The sequence below is a fragment of the Acinetobacter soli genome, assembly GCF_000760595.1.
In the GTDB taxonomy this organism is placed as follows: domain Bacteria; phylum Pseudomonadota; class Gammaproteobacteria; order Pseudomonadales; family Moraxellaceae; genus Acinetobacter; species Acinetobacter soli.
Map to the genome: position 1 here is coordinate 156,701 of NZ_BBNM01000005.1, position 17,379 is coordinate 174,079.

Consider the following 17,379-nt stretch of genomic DNA (forward strand, 5'->3'; position numbering starts at 1 on the left):
AAACAACAGATCTAAAAAAAGCGTACTTAAAGTACGCTTTTTTTTAACTCATAAATTCTGGTTGCTCATCCACGACCTCTGCATGCCATTGGTTCACTTGTTTTTCAAGTAAACCAAACAACGCTGCCTGAATCATGTGCTGGGCAACAAGCGCGGTTTGATCGCCGAGAAGTGCTTTGACTTCATCGTTAAACTGGATCTTCACCAAAGGCTCTTGATTAGAGCCCGCATTGCGCAAGGCCAATTCGCCACCTTCAAGTTGAACCAACTCTAAGATTGCTTCTTGGTTACCAAATAATTCTTTCAACTGTTGTATCGACATAAACCCTCCATGCTTCAACATGGTGGCAAAGAGCACCTGCACTTTGCTAACTGTAGAATTTATATATAGGAGCTCTGCTTGAAAATTTCAAGCATCTCCATCGAAAGATGCACTAAAACTCAACCATTTCATTACGAAAACCGTCAATCAGCTGACTCAGTTCTCGGTGCCATTCACGGAGTATTTTAACATCGGGTAACCACGATTGCGGCCCTTGCGTGACTTTAATAATCAGATTTGAAGAGGTTTCTTCTTCAGGTGTCGGCTCAGTCGGCTCAGGTGCATACTGACACATGCGATAAGCACGCTTAAGCTCTGCAATAAAGCCATCTTTGGCAATTTGCTGTAGCACGGCGACTTCAGGCGATACCTGCCCCTTTTCTGCCATTTTCTCTTCAATCGACTTGAGCGTCGGTTGCAGGTCGTTTAAACGATAATAACGCACCAGCTCTTGCAAAAACGCCAGCACTGCACCGTGCAAATGAAAGACGGCTGCCTCACGATATGCCTGTGCTTGCTGAACATGCTCAATCTGCTCGGCTTGCTGACACGCCAAACGCGCAAAATAAAGTTTTTGATTGGTTCGGTCGGCATGATAACGAGCAACACGGGACATACAATTTTCCTAATTTCTTGGCATGTGTTATAGGCCTAAGATTAAACTTAATTGAATTCAATGCACAATAAAAAATTACACCACATCCAACTCTATCCAATAAATCTTTCTTCGAGCTGGTATATCCACAGGAGGATGAATAGGCCTAACATTTTCAATGACCCAAGCCCAATAGCCATCTTCCCAATAGTTTGCTTTAGCCTGTTCAATCTCACTTTTCTGCCAAGCATGAACAGATGAAATACCCCCCATGCAACTGCTCGACCTAATTCCTCATCTCCATCCTGATTCAGATCATGTGCATTTTCAACAATAACTAAATCTTTAAGAGGAAGCTCATTGGGGCGCCATGAACGTATTTCCAAGGTTTTTATTCCTTCAGCAATATAGCTTCCCGATGGCGCAACAATCGATAAAGCAGGATAAATTCTTCTCATGATTTTCCCATAAAAAAAGGAGCATACTCTGCTCCTCTCCTTTAAGCCTGTGGCTTATCTTCAGCCTGCTTTACACGAATTCCTGTCCCATGTAAACGCAAAGTATTTAAACCTTTAATGGCTTTCACCGCTTCACGACCATGTGGCATCTCCACAAAAGCAAAGCCTTTAGATTTACCTGTTTCAGCATCTAAAACCAATTGGCAGGTTTCTACTGTGCCATATTGTTGGAACAGTTCCAGTAACTCAGCTTCTGTGACAGTACGTTCTAAATTACGAACTAAAATTTTCATTTAACAACCTTCAAAAATAGGCAAAATCATCAAAAAGCAATCGCCTACGCTACTTTCTGAACATTGCACATCAACTACCACAATGTAATTCGCTTAGTTTAATCGAGATTAATCCCAAAATCTAAATTAATCGACTGTCGTTCCATTAAGGCACTTTTTACCGTTTGCTGGCGGGGTTTATGATGCGTTTCCAAGGTACACAGATTGCGGGTGAGATCATTTAAGAAATAGCTTTCAACTTTACGTCCTTGCTCATCCACCACATCTCGCGCCCACAGATTCAGATTTTGCTTGGTAAGAATCAGTTCATTCTGTGCACGAGTCAGCGCGACATAGAGCACCCGACGCTCTTCCTCGACCGCGTCAAAATCACCCTGAGCACGCGCATGTGGGTACTGACCAGCCGTCACATTCGCGACATAACACACTTTCTGCTCCGTACCTTTAGCAGAGTGAATGGTAATCAATGTGACTACATCTGTATCCGACTGACGTTCAATTTCAGAAATAGAAACAGGGTCAAGTACATATTCCTCAAGAAATTCGCTTAATTGTCCATGTTTGGAAGCCAATTGTTTAACCAACTCAAAGTCACCTTGGCGACGGTTCCAGTCTTTTTTATAGTTCTCGGCCAATTGTGCTTCAATTGCTTGAATACCCAAACCAACACACGCTTGTACTTCCTGCTTCAGCACCATCATCTGTTTCATCATCAATAAGGTTTCAACAGGAATACGTCCAAATTGTTCTAATTGATTAAAAATTAGTTCGAATTCAGGTTGAAGTAACAACTGCTGTGCCAGACGACTTGCCCCCACATCGCCCACCCCATTCCATAGGGTAATAAAGCGCATCCACGCAATATCATCCAAAGGATTGGCAATCACACGTAATAAACTGAGTAAATCTTTCACATGGGCTGTTTCAAGCAGTTTCATCCCTCCAATAAACCGATACGGGACATTGGCTGCAATACATGCCGCTTCAATATGCCGCGCAGCAAAGCTAGAACGGACCAAGACCATATGATCCGACCAGTTATGCCCCTGCAAATAATGACGCTCTTTAATATCAATTGCGATCCATTTGGCTTCATCAAACTCATTCGGGAAAATATGCATGCGCGGCTTAATTCCCTCACCTCGATAGGCATCAAGACGCTTGTCATATTGAATCTCCGATTGATCGAGTAACCAATTCGAAAGGTCTAAAATTTCTTGGGTGGAGCGATAATTCTTTTCCAGTTTATACAACACTGCATCCGGAACACGCTCCTTAAAATGGTGGATATTTTCAAAATCGGCACCGCGGAAGCCGTAGATGGATTGCGCATCATCCCCCACGCAAAACAGGCTGACTTTATCCTTTAAAGGTTCAAGCAATGCCCACTGTAAGGGATTGGTGTCTTGCATCTCATCCACCAACATGTGCTTACAAATCGATGCGACATAATCAACCAAGCCTTCAGATTGATCGAGTGCTGAAGCCACAATCGCCAAAATATCATCATAGTCCAGAAAGCTACGTGCACGCTTGCGTGTCTCATACTCTTGCATGATCTTGGCAATTTGATCCTTAAATGCCAAATATTCAGGATGTTGTTTCTCTAAAGCTTCACTCAATTTCTGGCGGGTATTACGCGCAAAAGAATACAAATCACATAGCTCTTGTGGCTTTGGAAGTTGATTTGGATTCTTCTTGTCATCTTTACCGCGAATCAGACGGAACATCATCAGTTGATCATCCCGATCAATAATCGAGAATTGTTCTAAACCAAAGGCTTTCGGTACACGGCGCAGCAGATACATACAAAACGTATGAAAAGTCGATGCGCGGAGTCCTTTGGCTTGCTCCCCCAAAGCCAACTCGACCCGCGCCACAATTTCACTGGCTGAACGACGGGTAAAAGTTAAAATTTGAATTTGATTGGCAGGAACCCCTTGCTCAATGAGATAAGCTGCACGTGCCACGATGGTTTTGGTTTTACCACAGCCTGCTCCTGCTAGCACAAGACAATGCTGGGCCTGAGTCGTTGCAGCCGCGTGTTGCTGCGGATTTAACTCGCCCATTAATTGGTCAAAACTCATAGCACATCGATCAATTCAAAAATATGCCTTAGTGTAGCAGACTCTACTACACCTGCGCATGGGGGCTTGTTTTCATCTGTGGCTCGCACCGCTTGCAAAGCTACACAGCAAAAAAATGCGAGCTGTTTGCTCGCATTTTTTATTGGACTTAGGCTTCGATCCACTTACCCTTTTCAAACACCAGACTCCATTTGGTCTGTTTACCTTCTGGTGTTTCAGATCCGATGTACTGGGCCTGATTTTTTCGGCTGAATTTAATCAGTGTCGGGTTACCTTCTGGGTCTGCATCGGGCGCATCCAAAAGATATTGATACTTTGGATCGAGTTGCTCGGCCACCGTGCGAAGCTCAGCCACTTTTGGCGCTCGCGTTTCACGAATTTTTGGAAACTTGCTGGCTGCCAAAAATAAGCCCGCAGCACCATCACGCAAGACAAAATAATCATCATGCTTGGTCGAGCGCAAGTGCTCCATCTTGATCGGATCTACACGCGGAGGTGCAGGTTGACCACTTTTCAATACTTTACGGGTATTGTCACAGCTGGTGCAGGCAAAGTATGGTCCAAAACGTCCCGTCTTGAGCTGCATTTCACCATCACATTTATCGCATGGGATGGTCGGGCCGTCATAACCCTTGATTTTAAACTCGCCTTCTTCGACTTCGTAGCCGTCACAATCTGGGTTGTTACCACATACGTGCAGCTTACGGCCACCATCGATCACGTAGCTATCCATCGCGGTGCCACATTTTGCACAGCGATGTTTGGCCATCAAATCTGCTGTTTCAGCAGCATCATCGTCGGAAAATGCAGCCAACGATTCCACAGGGGTTAAGTTCAGGGTACCTTTGCAACGTTCTTTTGGTGGCAGGTTATAACCAGAACATCCTAAAAACACGCCTGTGGTGCCCGTACGAATCTGCATTGGTCGACCGCACAATTGGCAGGCCACATCTGGCACTTCAATCGGCTGATTACGACGCATGCCATCATTGCTGGCAGCAGTATTCAAACGATTTTTGAAATCACCATAAAAACTGTCGAGCAATTCTTTCCAGTTGCGTTCGCCTGTCGCGACTTTATCAAGCTGACCTTCTAAATCTGCGGTAAACGCATAATTCATCAGGTTGTTAAAGCTCTCGTCGAGTCGGTCCGTCACAATCTCGCCCATTTTCTCGGCAAATAAACGACGATTTTCCAGCTTGACATAGCCTCGATCCTGAATGGTCGAGATAATCGCCGCATAGGTCGATGGACGACCAATCCCACGTTTTTCCAGTTCTTTAACTAAAGAGGCTTCGGTAAAACGCGCAGGCGGTTTGGTAAAGTGCTGACTTGGATCGAGTTTTTCAAGTTTGAGTGTTTCGCCAACTTTTACCGCAGGCAGTAACACGTCGTCGTCGGATTTGTTGGCACCACGAACACGGGTAAAGCCGTCAAACACCAAGGTACGGCCTTTGGCACGTAATTCAATATTATTGGCATCGACCGTAAGCGTCGATGACAGATATTCAGCAGGCGTCATTTGGCATGCCACGAACTGGCGCCAGATCAGATCATAAAGTCGCTGCGCATCACGTTCCATTCCTGCAAGTTGGTCACCTGTCAGTGCTACATTGGATGGGCGAATGGCTTCGTGCGCCTCTTGTGCGCCAGCTTTGTTGCCATAGCGGTTTGGTTTGGCAGGAACATATTTGTCGCCAAACTGTTGCTGAATATGCTCGCGTACCATATTCACCGCATCATCACTTAAAAAAGTCGAATCGGTACGCATATAGGTAATAAAACCAGCCTCATATAAGCGCTGTGCCATCATCATGGTCTTTTTCACTGAAAAGCCCAAACGTGTGCTGGCAGCCTGCTGCAAGGTCGAGGTGATGTACGGTGCGCTTGGATTGACCTTAGTCGGTTTGTCTTCGCGCTGTGCAACTTTATATTCGGCATCTTGAAGCAGCTTCAAAACAGCATCGGTGTCTGCTTTGTTACGCAGCTTCAGCGTTTTGCCCGCCTGTTTAACGGCTTCTAAGCGAATTTGATCTTTTTTAGATAGCGTATCGGCAAAAATCTGCCAGTATTCTTCGGGAATAAAAGCACGAATTTCACGCTCACGCTCAACCACCAGCTTAACCGCGACCGACTGCACGCGTCCGGCAGATAAGCCACGTGCAATTTTTTCCCACAGTAAGGGCGAAATCATAAAGCCAACCACACGATCTAGGAAGCGACGCGCTTGCTGAGCATTGACTTTATTGGTATCGAGCCGTGCGGGATGCTTAAATGCTTCCTGAATGGCATTTTTAGTGATTTCGTTAAACACCACGCGCTGATAACGACTCTCGTCGCCACCGATCACTTCTTTTAAATGCCATGCAATCGCCTCTCCTTCACGGTCCAAATCCGTTGCGAGATAAACTTCATCGACTTGCGAAGCAAGTTTTTTCAGCTCGGCCACGACATTTTCTTTGCCTGGCAAGACTTCGTACTGCGCCGTCCAACCGTGCTCGGGATCTACTCCCATACGATTAATCAAGGCCGTTTGAGCTTTTTTCTCTTTTTCTTCAGCGCTGAGTTTGGCTCGGCTGACTGGCTTTTTTTCACTTGATTTGGCTGAACCACCTGTCGGCAAATCTCGCACATGGCCGACCGAAGACTTTACAATGTACTGAGAGCCTAAATACTTGTTGATGGTTTTCGCTTTAGCAGGCGACTCCACAATCACTAAGGCACGTTTATTCGCAGCAGACTCTGAAGATGCTGAAGTGCTCTTTTTGCTTGCGGATCGAGGGGCATTCGCCATAATAAACTGTTTTTCCTGTGAATTAATAATGTTTAGACTTCGGCGAGCTTAAGTAAATACGCTTTCATCTCGTCAAGTTGTGTTGCTTTTAGATCGGATTCTTCATCCCAGTACACGCCGACACAGTTTGCCTGCATATCAATAGCATAAATCCCTTTTAATGCAATGGTGGAATGATTAAATTTAGTATCGCCAGCCACGACATTGAGCTGATTGTCCACCACACGCGCACGCATTAGAGCTAAACGCGCTTCTGGAATCAGTACACTATAGTAGGCGACCATACTGGCACGGTTTTCAGAGGCCATCGGAATTTTTGTCCACTCAGGGGCTGGAACAAGACGTGGATGCAGTCCGATCTTACGCGCTTTGTCACGCATCAATCCTAACGCTTTTTCGCGCGGACTGACGCGCAAGCCAAAAATTGAGCCCAATACAAAGACCACGATAATAATCGTAACCCATAATCCTAAATGTTCCATAGTTAACCCTGTTCTACTCTTTTATTAGAGTTGCATAAGCGCAACATAAAACGCAAGTTTTTCATGCAAAGCATCTTAAGCTGGCGCAATGGCCTGTAAAACGAATGCGTTCAGTGAATAAATGTCTGGGCTGTATAATGTAGCTGATCATCATCTAACTGAATGTATCCCTTATCCATTAACCCTTTCAAAAGATGATGAATATTGGCTTTGGGAAACCAGTCTTGCAACATATCGCGTAAGCTGAAAATATCTTTGGGCCGTGCCAGTTTGAGTTCATGGAGTTTTTGTAACGCCTGCCATTGCAACTCATCTAAAGACGGCGGAAAAGGTCCTTCGGCTGGCGCCTGCTGTTCTTTTAAAAACTGCATGATGGTATCGACATCCCCCACCACCACTTGTGGCATCGCGCTATGGGCTTGGCTTTTCTTCGGCTGTACCTCGGGCGGCTGAGTCTTTGTGCTAGACGCAAGTTCAAGTGCTATCCATTGTTTTAGCATCTTTTTGCGAAAGCGCACTTGCCCTTGATCGCGTTTAATCAATTTCAAACTCACCAGCAGCGCCAGAACTTGCGGCACCTGATCTGCACTGAGTTTTAAGATATTGGCAATCGAATTTTTAAGGGCGTCCATGGTCAAGGGTAAACGATCGGGAGCTTGACCAATTGCATCACAGTAGCGCTTGATTTGTAATAAAGCCGGTTGTTCGGCCACAGTATGTGCAGCCGGCATCGCACTGCTGTTCGCCTCTAGACGCGCAGTATCTTGTGTAACAACTGTTTTGCCCGCTGCGCGCAGCAACTCCGCCAGTTCATTTGCGGCTGAATGCTTCGACTGGAGCTCTATCGATGCTTCTGGATCTAAAAGTGCCAGCAACTGTCCTGCAAGCAAGGCATAGGCTGAAGATTTAGCCGTATGTGTTGGTGTGTCGAGTACCACCAGTTGCCCACTGCTGACCCAACTCGCTAACTCCGTGAGCGCCTGCAAATTACAGGTGAGTTTGTCACGTAAATTAAAGACATAAATCAGCTGATCATTTTCAATATATGAACGCAAAAGGTCGATCTGAATGGAGGTCTTTTCCAGATCGATGAGCAGAATACTTTTCATTTCAGATCACTTTGGGGCAAAAGGTGTCAGGTTAAACTTAATAATGTGGCGGCTTATTGGTCATCGGGTCGAAAGGCGCAATACCTTCAGATAAATCGGAGGCGTCGACACGCTGATATAAAATTTGCATTTGTTTTTTCAAATCAGCAATTTCAAGTGACTGTAAAGCCAACTGTGTATTTAATTGCTCAACTAATTCATCTAAAAATGCAATTCGGACTTGCAAATCTTCAATGGGTGCGGAAAATGACGCATGATCATCAGACTCTGTTGGTTTAGTCATTTAACTCTCCTCATTTGGGATTCTGGAAAACATTATGGCCTATATTACTTTAAGGGATGTCCAACTTGCATTTGGTGGACCTGCCCTCCTCGACGGCGCGAACTTCGTACTCGAACGTGGCGAACGAGTGTGTTTGATTGGTCGTAATGGTGAGGGTAAGTCTACTTTACTTAAGCTCATTGAGGGAAGTCTCTTGCCCGACCGTGGTGAAGTTTCCATTCAAAATGGCTTAACTGTTTCTATGCTGGCGCAAGATGTACCGATGGATTCAGGTAAAGTGGCCGACATTGTAGCCGATGGGGCTGGCGAAGCGGCGGTGGTACTCAAAGCCTATCATGAAGCCAGTGATGCCTGTGTGCTGGGTGATATGGACGCCTGTGACCGGATGGGCCACTTACAACACAAACTTGACCAGCTCGATGGTTGGGCGCTTGAAAACAAGGTCAATACCATTTTAGGCAAGATGGGACTCGATCCGAATGCTGATCTGGCCGATCTTTCAGGCGGTCGTAAGCGTCGTGTATTGCTGGCTCGTGCCCTACTGACTCAACCTGACATCTTGCTCCTTGACGAACCGACCAACCATTTGGATGTAGAAAGTATTGAGTGGCTTGAGAAGTTTCTTCTTGAACAAAACAATCTGACCTTACTGTTTATTTCGCATGACCGTTCGTTTGTCGATCGTCTGGCCACACGTATCGTCGAGCTAGACCGTGGTATTTTGCGTAGCTATGAAGGTAACTATTCTCGTTACCTTGATCTAAAAGCACAGCAACTTGAAGCCGAAGAAAAGCAAAATGCGCTATTTGAGAAAAAACTCGCCGAAGAAGAGGCTTGGATTCGTCAGGGTATTAAAGCACGTCGTACTCGTAACGAAGGCCGTGTTCGTGCCCTAAAGGCATTACGTGAAGAATCGAAGGCACGTCGTTTCCAACAAGGCAAAGTCGCCATGGGTGTTCAGGATGCTCAGCGCTCGGGCAAATTGGTGTTTGATATTGAGCACTTGAGCGTGAGTTATGATACAAAGCCATTGATTCATGACTTTTCTGCCGTGGTTCTGCGCGGTGACCGGATTGGATTGGTTGGTGATAACGGCGTAGGCAAAACCACATTGATCAAAGCCATTTTGGGTGAGCTTGAGCATGAAGGGACAGTCAAAACCGGCACTCAACTCGAAGTCGCGTATTTCGACCAGTTGCGTAACCAACTTGAACTAGAAAAATCGGTGATGGCCAATGTCTCTGAAGGGTCAGATTTTGTCGATGTAAACGGTCAGCGTCGACACATTTACAGTTATTTGCAAGATTTTCTATTTTCTCCAGAACGTGCGCGTACGCCGGTTAAAGCATTATCGGGGGGTGAACGTAATCGTGTCTTACTGGCCAAGTTACTGCTTAAACCATCGAACCTGATCGTCATGGACGAGCCAACCAACGATTTGGACATGGTGACATTAGAACTGCTCGAAGAAATGCTGGCAGACTATACAGGGACCCTACTGCTGATCAGTCATGACCGTGCCTTTATGGACAATGTCGTCACCTCAACATGGGTCTTTGATGGCAAAGGCGGTATTGAAGAGTATGTCGGCGGCTATCAGGACTATTTAATGCAGCGTCCGAACCAGACAGTGGTCGATCAAAAAGCAGATGTGAAAAAAGCCCAAGCCAAAGCCGCAGCAAATACCGCTCCCGCGCAGAAAAAAGTGAAACTGAGTTTTAAAGATCAGCGCGAACTTGAACAACTTCCAGTTGAAATTGAAAAACTTGAAGCCGAGCAAACGCAACTCTCAGATCAACTCGCAGATGGTTCGTGGTTTGTAAAAGATGCAGTAGCAGCAACAGCAGCCAGTGAGCGTCTGGCCGAGATTGAAGAGCTGTTGCTTGAAAAACTTGAGCGCTGGGAAGCACTGGAAAGTTTAACAAAAGGCAATTAAAACCAAGTTTCAACGATCCTCTTCTCGTTCGCGATGGAGAGGATTTTTTTATCCATAACTAAACAAGATACAAGCTCAATTTAGAGCATCTGCTTTTCTGGAAAAGTTTAGACCATTGCCACTTCAACCCCATGATCATGACGCTACAAGTTCAAAATCAGTTCATGTTACACTTCTCGTTCTTTTAAGCGACGACTTACTGTACACGTATGAGCCAGCCATCCTCCTATACCCCCGGTCAATTTCAATGGTCTTTCTTGTTACCAAAGTATTGGGGTGTCTGGATCGGGATCGTATTTTTGATGCTGCTGGCAATTTTACCGTGGGCAGTTCAATGGCGTCTGGCACATGCACTGGGCAATTTTGCATTTAAATATCTCAAATCACGCCGTAAAACCACCGTTCGCAACCTTGAAGTCTGTTTTCCCGAGTGGTCTGAGGCCGAAGTACAACAGCAAGCACGACAGGTTTTTATCGATATGATGCTGGGGGTATTTGAAACCCTGAATGCGTGGTACTGCCCCGGCTGGTTTAAACAGCGCTGTAGCATTGAAGGACTCGAACACATTACCGACGCCCAAGCGAGAGGACAAGGTGTGTTGTTGATGGGAACACATAGTACGCTACTCGATGCGGGTGGATATCTGTGCGCACAGTATTTTGAACCTGATGTGGTTTATCGTCCGCAAAACAACCCCTTACTAGATATGCTGATTTATCGTTGCCGCGCAACCATTTATAAACATCAGATTGATCACGATGATATGCGTGGCCTCATTCGTAAACTTAAAGACGGCGATGCCATTTGGTACAGTCCAGATCAGGACTTTGGTCTGAAGCAAGGCGTAATGGCACCTTTTTTTAGCGTGCCTGCTGCGACTGTTACGGCACATCGTCGTTTATTAAAAATAGCCAAAGCGGCGGCTGTACCTTTGTATTTTTATCGTCACGGTGATATTCGAAATCCGAAATATCATGTTTTAATTGAACCTGCCATTGATCATTTTCCAAGTGAAGATGAAGTGGACGATGCAACACGCGTAAACAAAATTATTGAAAATCAGCTACGTATTGCACCGACACAATATATGTGGTTCCATCGTCGCTTCAAAACACGTCCAGATGGATATGACAAAATCTACTAATTCCAATCGGCCAATGAGACCTTTTCATGAAAGTGATGCAACTTCTTCCAGAGCTCAATAGTGGTGGTGTAGAACGCGGCACACTTGAAATTGCCCGTGCACTGGTTAAGGAAGGGCATCAGTCCGTGGTGGTCTCTAATGGTGGACGGCTGGTGGCACAGCTTGAAGCTGAAGGCTCAACGCATCTTACCCTGCCTATTCATAAAAAATCATTGTCTAGTCTTTGGCAAATTCGTCCTTTACGTCGACTCATACAAACCGAGCAACCCGATATTGTACACGTCCGCTCACGGGTTCCGGCATGGCTGACCCATTTTGCACTTCGCGGCATGCCAGCACATAGCCGCCCTCATCTGGTGAGTACCGTGCATGGCTTCTATTCGATCAATCGCTACAGCGCCATCATGACGCAAGCGGAAAAGGTGATTGCGGTTTCCGACAGTGTGGTGGATTACATCACCACGCATTATCCGCAGTGTCCACCAGAGCGGATTGTTCGGATTTATCGTGGCATTGATCCAAAGGCATTTCCGCACGGCTATCAGCCATCGGCACAGTGGATAAATCAGATATACACCTTGTTTCCACAACTTGAAAACAAGTTTCTGATTTGTTTGCCGGGACGGATCACTCGGCTAAAAGGCCATGAAACCCTGATTGAATTGATGGAAAACCTGCAAGCCGAGTATCCCGATGTACATGCCATTGTGGTCGGTGGTGCAGATCCAAAGAAAAAAGCCTATCTGGATGAACTCGAAGCCACCATTCGTGATCGAGGATTACGTGACAAGATTACCTTTGTCGGACATACCTCAGAAATTCGTGAGTGGCTTGCAATCAGCGATCTGGTGCTATCTTTGTCTAATCAGGCCGAAACCTTTGGACGAACGGCTCTTGAAGCATTGTCTTTGGGCACGCCCGTTGTGGGATGGAAGCGAGGTGGTGTTGCTGAAATTTTATCGAGCCTATATCCGCAAGGCTTGATTGAAGTAGATGATCGGGTTGCCCTGACAGACGCCATCAAACGACATCTGGATCAATCCCAAGTGGTTGCACCTGTCGATCGTTTTCGTCTAGATGAAATGTGTGGTCAGACACTCGCGTTATATCGTGAATTGACACAAACCCAATAAAAAACAGGAAGCATATGCTTCCTGTTTTTTTAAAAGGAGGTCAATTAAGCCTTCGGCTGGTTCAACGTCGCTTCGTATTCTTTTGCTTTTTCAAAATCGTAGGCATTTTCCCACTTACTGATCACCAGTACAGCCAAGGCGTTACCCACGACATTAAGTGCCGTACGTGCCATGTCCATAATACGGTCAACACCTGCGATAAACGCCAAACCTTCTAGTGGAATACCGACACTACCCAATGTTGCCAGTAACACCACAAACGATACGCCCGGAACACCTGCAATTCCTTTAGAGGTAATCATTAAGGTGATCACCAAAATAATTTGCTGCATCAACGACAACTCAATGCCATAAAGCTGCGCAATAAAGATTGCGGCAATACTTTGGTAGAGCGTAGAACCATCAAGGTTGAACGAATAGCCTGTTGGAATCACAAAACTACTGATCGCTTTTGGCGCGCCGTAAGCTTCCATTTTTTGCATGATACGCGGTAAAACGGTTTCAGAGCTGGCAGTAGAGTACGCCAAGATCAATTCATCTTTTAAGATACGCATCACGGTCAAGATGTTGATTTTGAAGATACGTGCAGTAATGCCGAGCACCACAAAAGCAAAGAACAAGATTGCGGCATAAACCAAAACCACCAACTTACCGAGCGGGATCAGCGATGCAAAACCAAAGTTGGCAACGGTCACTGCAATCAAGCCAAACACACCAATTGGCGCATATTTCATGATGATGTGAGTCACGCGGAACATGGTTTCAGATACGGCATGAAACACATGCAATAATGGCTCTTTGGTGGTGGTTGGTAATGAAGATAAACCGATACCAAACAACACTGCAAAGAAAATCACCGGCAGCATTTCACCATGTGCCATAGAGTTGATGATATTGGTTGGAATCATCGACAAAATGGTCTGGATCAGGCCATGTGACTGAGACTGTACTTCTTGCGTGGTGTGCTGATATTGAGTGATATCCGCTTTCACCAAATGAGACATATCTACGCCAGCACCAGGCTGAAAAATATTGGCTGCAATCAATCCAACAACAATCGCGATTGTAGTAATGATTTCAAAATAAAGAATGGTTTTAAAACCCAGACGACCCAGACTTTTGGTCGATCCAACGCCTGCAATACCCAAAATCAGAGTAGAGAACACAATTGGAATCACAATCATCTTGATCAAGCTAATAAAGATCTGACCCAACGGTTTCAGAACGTTATTTACCATGAAATCTTTATATTCAGGCTGATTATGTAAAATAGCCCCAACAACAATCCCTAGGATCAACGCAATTAAAATTTGCCATGCGAGGCTAATTTTAAAATTTTTCATAAGATAATCCTTATGCGTGACAAGCACAAAATTAGAACGGGAGAAAACCATTTGCTCTACAAATAGTTCGTTCGTAAAACTCCTTTTTATGAGATCTTAGAAAAACTCAGCGATCATCATCATGGCATTTAGGCATATAAAGTCGTTTCTACGGACTGTGAGCGATAAAATGATCGCAACATTCTATTGAGATTTAATTATTAAACAAGGCTTAACTGATGAAAACAGGGTTTAAAATGATAAAAATAACAATTTATTTAATATTTTCAAAAACTTAAAAAGAAAACAGATGATCATTTATCAATCAAAACCGGGCTAAAAATGCACCATATTGAGGATTTATGCAATTTTTTTATTCAAATTAAGTAGTTTTTTTAACCAAAATCAGTGTGTAAATTCGTCATCCATGTATCTAATTGCACAAATTAAACACAAACCTATAAATTTTGGGATCATGAAAAAACAGCATGAACATTTGATAAATGTATTGCTTTTGTAACAAAAGGTAAAATTTAAGAATGTTTTTTTGATTAAAATATAGGATTGAAAAAGGATAATACAGATAAACACAACCCGAGTTATACATCCTGTAAAACTCGGGTTAATGAGGTTGTGCTTTCGAGACATTTCTTGTTTTGTGTTGCGTCCATCGCAGCATCAAGTCCGTGATGCATTCCAATCAGCGTCGTCTTCCTTAGTGGGATGATCCGTTCCCGTGTTCCGTGTGCCGATGAAGTTATAGTATCCCGATGTACGACAGCTGCCTATTGGCTACATTCGCCAATGAATGTAAGCATTTTCCTACAAAATGATCCAATTTACTAAGGTTTCGAGAGCTGACTGGCTTCATGTGCACTAAGCTGTTCTTCTTCACGTGCCTTTTGAATCCCTTCCTGAATCGCCTCTTGCGCGTCTTGATGATCCTCTGAAGTTTCTTCAAGTTCATCTTGAAGCTGTTCAAAATGCCGATCGGTTTGTAAAACCACATACACAGGAAAATGATCCGAACCCACATGCGCTAAACGCTGCATATTGACCAGTGCAAAATCATTGCTATGAAAAACATGATCGAGTGACCAGCGTAACAGCGGATAGTCGGCATGAAAAGTATTGACAAAATGCCGCCCTACCCGTGGATCCAGTAATCCACTGATTCGCTGAAACAATCGAGTGGTTCGCGACCATGCCACATCATTTAAATCCCCCATGACAATACAGCTCTGATCTAGATCTTTAACCTGATCGCCCACAATCAACAGTTCGGCATCTCGCAGGGTCGAATCTTTGGCTTCGGTTGGACTTGGCGGTTTAGGGTGCAGACAGTACAGATCAATCGGAAGCCCTGAAGGCAGGCGTACCGTGGTATGAATCGATGGGATTTCTTTACTCAGAATAAATTTGACTTCGGTATGCTCTAACTTAAAACGGCTATACAAATGCATGCCATATAAATTGTCGAGTGGAACAGCAACCCGGTACGGATAATCAGGTTCAATTACCGACAGTTCATTTTGCCAAGTCTGATCGGTTTCCAGCGTAAGCACCACATCTGGCTTAAGCTTACGAATCTGATCAATCAATAAATGATACTGACGGTTTGGAGTCAAAACATTACTAATTAATAGCGCAATCTGATGGCTCGGATTATGTAGCTCTGGCGGTACCTGTAATACCTGCTTTTTCCATAAAAAAGTATACGGCAGTACCATTTTCAACTGATAGGCAATTGCAGCAATCAGAAGAATTAAAATGAGTTCACGTGGCAGCGTCCAGGGTGCATCCCAGAGCGCATAAGCCAATAAAACCACAGCGCCTAGTGCCAAAATTTGCAGACGTGGAAAGTCGGCGCCTCGAATCCACCACTCATCTCGTGGGATCAATGACCAAAACGTTAGCCAGATCACCAGCACCGCACAAACTTCCAAAAAAAGCATCACGTTTTGTTCCACCTTGTCATTTTGAATTTATTTTTATCTCGCGTCTCTCTATGTAGCACATTCATAAATTTATTCACAATAAAGGGTATGTTTTAATTGGATAATACTTGCAGTTGTGGTCGCTTTTGATACACTCAAGCCCCTCTTTTACATTTTTTAACGCACCGAGGCAAAGTGACATGAAAGTAGGTCTGGTCGGTTGGCGCGGGATGGTTGGTTCCGTCCTTATGCAACGTATGGTTGAAGAAAATGATTTTGCTCATTTTGAGCCATTTTACTTTTCTACCAGTAATGCAGGTGGTGAAGCTCCTTCATTTGGTGGTAAAACTGCCCCAGCACTTATGGATGCGACAGACATTAGTAGTCTGAAGCAAATGGATGTCATTATTACCTGCCAAGGGGGCGATTACACCTCTGAGGTTTTTCCAAAGCTGAAGGCTGAAGGCTGGAACGGTTACTGGATCGATGCAGCATCTACCTTACGTATGGCAGATGACGCCATCATCGTACTTGATCCGGTGAATGCCAATGTGATCAAAGACGGCTTGAGCAAAGGCACCAAAACCTTTGTGGGTGGTAACTGTACCGTCTCTCTCATGTTGATGGGTCTGGGTTCACTGTTCCAGCACAATTTAGTGGAATGGATGAGCGCGATGACCTATCAGGCTGCATCTGGTGCGGGCGCACAAAATATGCGTGAACTGTTGACGGGTATGGGTTATCTGTACAACAGCACCAAAGACTTACTGGACGACCCACGCTCTGCGATTTTAGACATCGACAGCCGTGTTGCACAGTTACAGCGTGGTGATGACTTCCCGAAAGCCAACTTTGGGGTGCCACTGGCAGGCTCTTTGATTCCGTATATCGACAAACAGCTCGATAACGGTCAGTCTAAAGAAGAGTGGAAAGGCCAAGCTGAAACCAACAAAATTTTAGGGAATGCACAAATCGTTCCGATCGACGGTCACTGTGTTCGTATTGGTGCCATGCGTTGCCACTCGCAGGCATTGACCATCAAGCTCAGAAAAGATGTGCCGCTTGATGAAATCGAAGATATGATTCGTCAATCTAACCCATGGGCAAAAGTAGTGCCAAACACACGTGAAGCGTCAATGACTGACCTGACACCAGTGGCCGTGACAGGTACGCTGACTGTTCCAGTGGGTCGTTTACGTAAACTCAATATGGGCAAAGAGTATCTCGGTGCTTTCACTGTGGGCGATCAGTTGCTTTGGGGTGCTGCCGAGCCGCTACGCCGCATGTTGCGTATTTTAATTGAATATAAAGCTGCTTGATTGCAGCATTGATCAAAAGGCCGGTCATTTGACTGGCTTTTTTATTTGGTCGAACCCAAATACAGCGCAGGCTCTACCTAAATTACCTGCTGCACAGAAAAGGGTATGACATTCCTCACAAAAAACGCTAAATTAGCTCTCAACTAAACATTAAAAAATTTATG

General features: G+C 44.9%; 14 protein-coding genes and 1 pseudogene. 4 read left to right on the plus strand and 11 right to left on the minus strand.

The genetic code is table 11. The features are described 5' to 3' along the window. Nucleotides 1-43: 43 nt before the first annotated feature. The 9 genes and pseudogenes from Aso01_RS08055 to Aso01_RS08095 form a co-directional block, all read right to left on the minus strand. A complete protein-coding gene (locus Aso01_RS08055; protein WP_004932755.1) occupies nt 44-322 on the minus strand; it encodes a hypothetical protein in 279 nt (92 codons plus the stop codon). 112 nt (nt 323-434) lie between these two features. Beyond that, nucleotides 435-938 carry a DUF6586 family protein gene (locus Aso01_RS08060; protein WP_004932752.1) on the minus strand — a complete coding sequence of 168 codons (504 nt, stop codon included), beginning with the start codon at nt 936-938 and terminating at the stop codon, nt 435-437. Between the two features lie 75 nt (nt 939-1,013). Next, nucleotides 1,014-1,375: pseudogene (locus Aso01_RS08065) on the minus strand (ASCH domain-containing protein). 41 nt (nt 1,376-1,416) lie between these two features. Then, nucleotides 1,417-1,668, minus strand: a complete 252-nt coding sequence (locus tag Aso01_RS08070) for an RNA recognition motif domain-containing protein (RefSeq protein ID WP_004932746.1) — start codon at nt 1,666-1,668, stop codon at nt 1,417-1,419. A 98-nt stretch (nt 1,669-1,766) separates the two neighbouring features. After that, nucleotides 1,767-3,755, minus strand: a complete 1,989-nt coding sequence (locus Aso01_RS08075; protein ID WP_004932743.1) for an ATP-dependent helicase — start codon at nt 3,753-3,755, stop codon at nt 1,767-1,769. A 148-nt stretch (nt 3,756-3,903) separates the two neighbouring features. Beyond that, nucleotides 3,904-6,549 carry a type I DNA topoisomerase gene (gene topA / locus Aso01_RS08080; RefSeq protein WP_004932739.1) on the minus strand — a complete coding sequence of 882 codons (2,646 nt, stop codon included), beginning with the start codon at nt 6,547-6,549 and terminating at the stop codon, nt 3,904-3,906. A gap of 32 nt (nt 6,550-6,581) precedes the next feature. Continuing rightward, the gene (locus Aso01_RS08085) at nt 6,582-7,031 is read right to left on the minus strand and encodes a hypothetical protein (protein ID WP_004932736.1); all 450 of its coding nucleotides are present in this window, start codon (nt 7,029-7,031) and stop codon (nt 6,582-6,584) included. 110 nt (nt 7,032-7,141) lie between these two features. Further along, nucleotides 7,142-8,140: a hypothetical protein gene (locus Aso01_RS08090; RefSeq protein ID WP_004932733.1), complete on the minus strand. Its 999-nt coding sequence runs from the start codon at nt 8,138-8,140 to the stop codon at nt 7,142-7,144. A 37-nt stretch (nt 8,141-8,177) separates the two neighbouring features. Continuing rightward, nucleotides 8,178-8,423: a SlyX family protein gene (locus Aso01_RS08095; RefSeq protein ID WP_004932731.1), complete on the minus strand. Its 246-nt coding sequence runs from the start codon at nt 8,421-8,423 to the stop codon at nt 8,178-8,180. Nucleotides 8,424-8,457: 34 nt separating this feature from the next. Here Aso01_RS08095 and Aso01_RS08100 point away from each other — a divergent pair, with 34 nt between their 5' ends. From Aso01_RS08100 to Aso01_RS08110, 3 genes are all read left to right on the plus strand, one after another. Further along, nucleotides 8,458-10,359 carry an ATP-binding cassette domain-containing protein gene (locus Aso01_RS08100; protein ID WP_004932728.1) on the plus strand — a complete coding sequence of 634 codons (1,902 nt, stop codon included), beginning with the start codon at nt 8,458-8,460 and terminating at the stop codon, nt 10,357-10,359. 209 nt (nt 10,360-10,568) lie between these two features. After that, nucleotides 10,569-11,504: an LpxL/LpxP family Kdo(2)-lipid IV(A) lauroyl/palmitoleoyl acyltransferase gene (lpxL, locus tag Aso01_RS08105; protein ID WP_039909735.1), complete on the plus strand. Its 936-nt coding sequence runs from the start codon at nt 10,569-10,571 to the stop codon at nt 11,502-11,504. 26 nt (nt 11,505-11,530) lie between these two features. Beyond that, a complete protein-coding gene (locus tag Aso01_RS08110) occupies nt 11,531-12,637 on the plus strand; it encodes a glycosyltransferase family 4 protein (protein WP_004932724.1) in 1,107 nt (368 codons plus the stop codon). 44 nt (nt 12,638-12,681) lie between these two features. On the opposite strand, the gene gltP is transcribed toward Aso01_RS08110, so the two are convergent. Then, nucleotides 12,682-13,980 carry a glutamate/aspartate:proton symporter GltP gene (gltP, locus tag Aso01_RS08115; RefSeq protein WP_004932722.1) on the minus strand — a complete coding sequence of 433 codons (1,299 nt, stop codon included), beginning with the start codon at nt 13,978-13,980 and terminating at the stop codon, nt 12,682-12,684. An 821-nt stretch (nt 13,981-14,801) separates the two neighbouring features. Further along, nucleotides 14,802-15,914, minus strand: coding sequence for an endonuclease/exonuclease/phosphatase family protein (locus Aso01_RS08120; RefSeq protein ID WP_004932720.1), 1,113 nt, complete (start codon nt 15,912-15,914; stop codon nt 14,802-14,804). Nucleotides 15,915-16,096: 182 nt separating this feature from the next. Here Aso01_RS08120 and asd point away from each other — a divergent pair, with 182 nt between their 5' ends. Beyond that, nucleotides 16,097-17,215, plus strand: a complete 1,119-nt coding sequence (gene asd / locus Aso01_RS08125) for an aspartate-semialdehyde dehydrogenase (RefSeq protein ID WP_004932718.1) — start codon at nt 16,097-16,099, stop codon at nt 17,213-17,215. Nucleotides 17,216-17,379 lie beyond the last annotated feature (164 nt).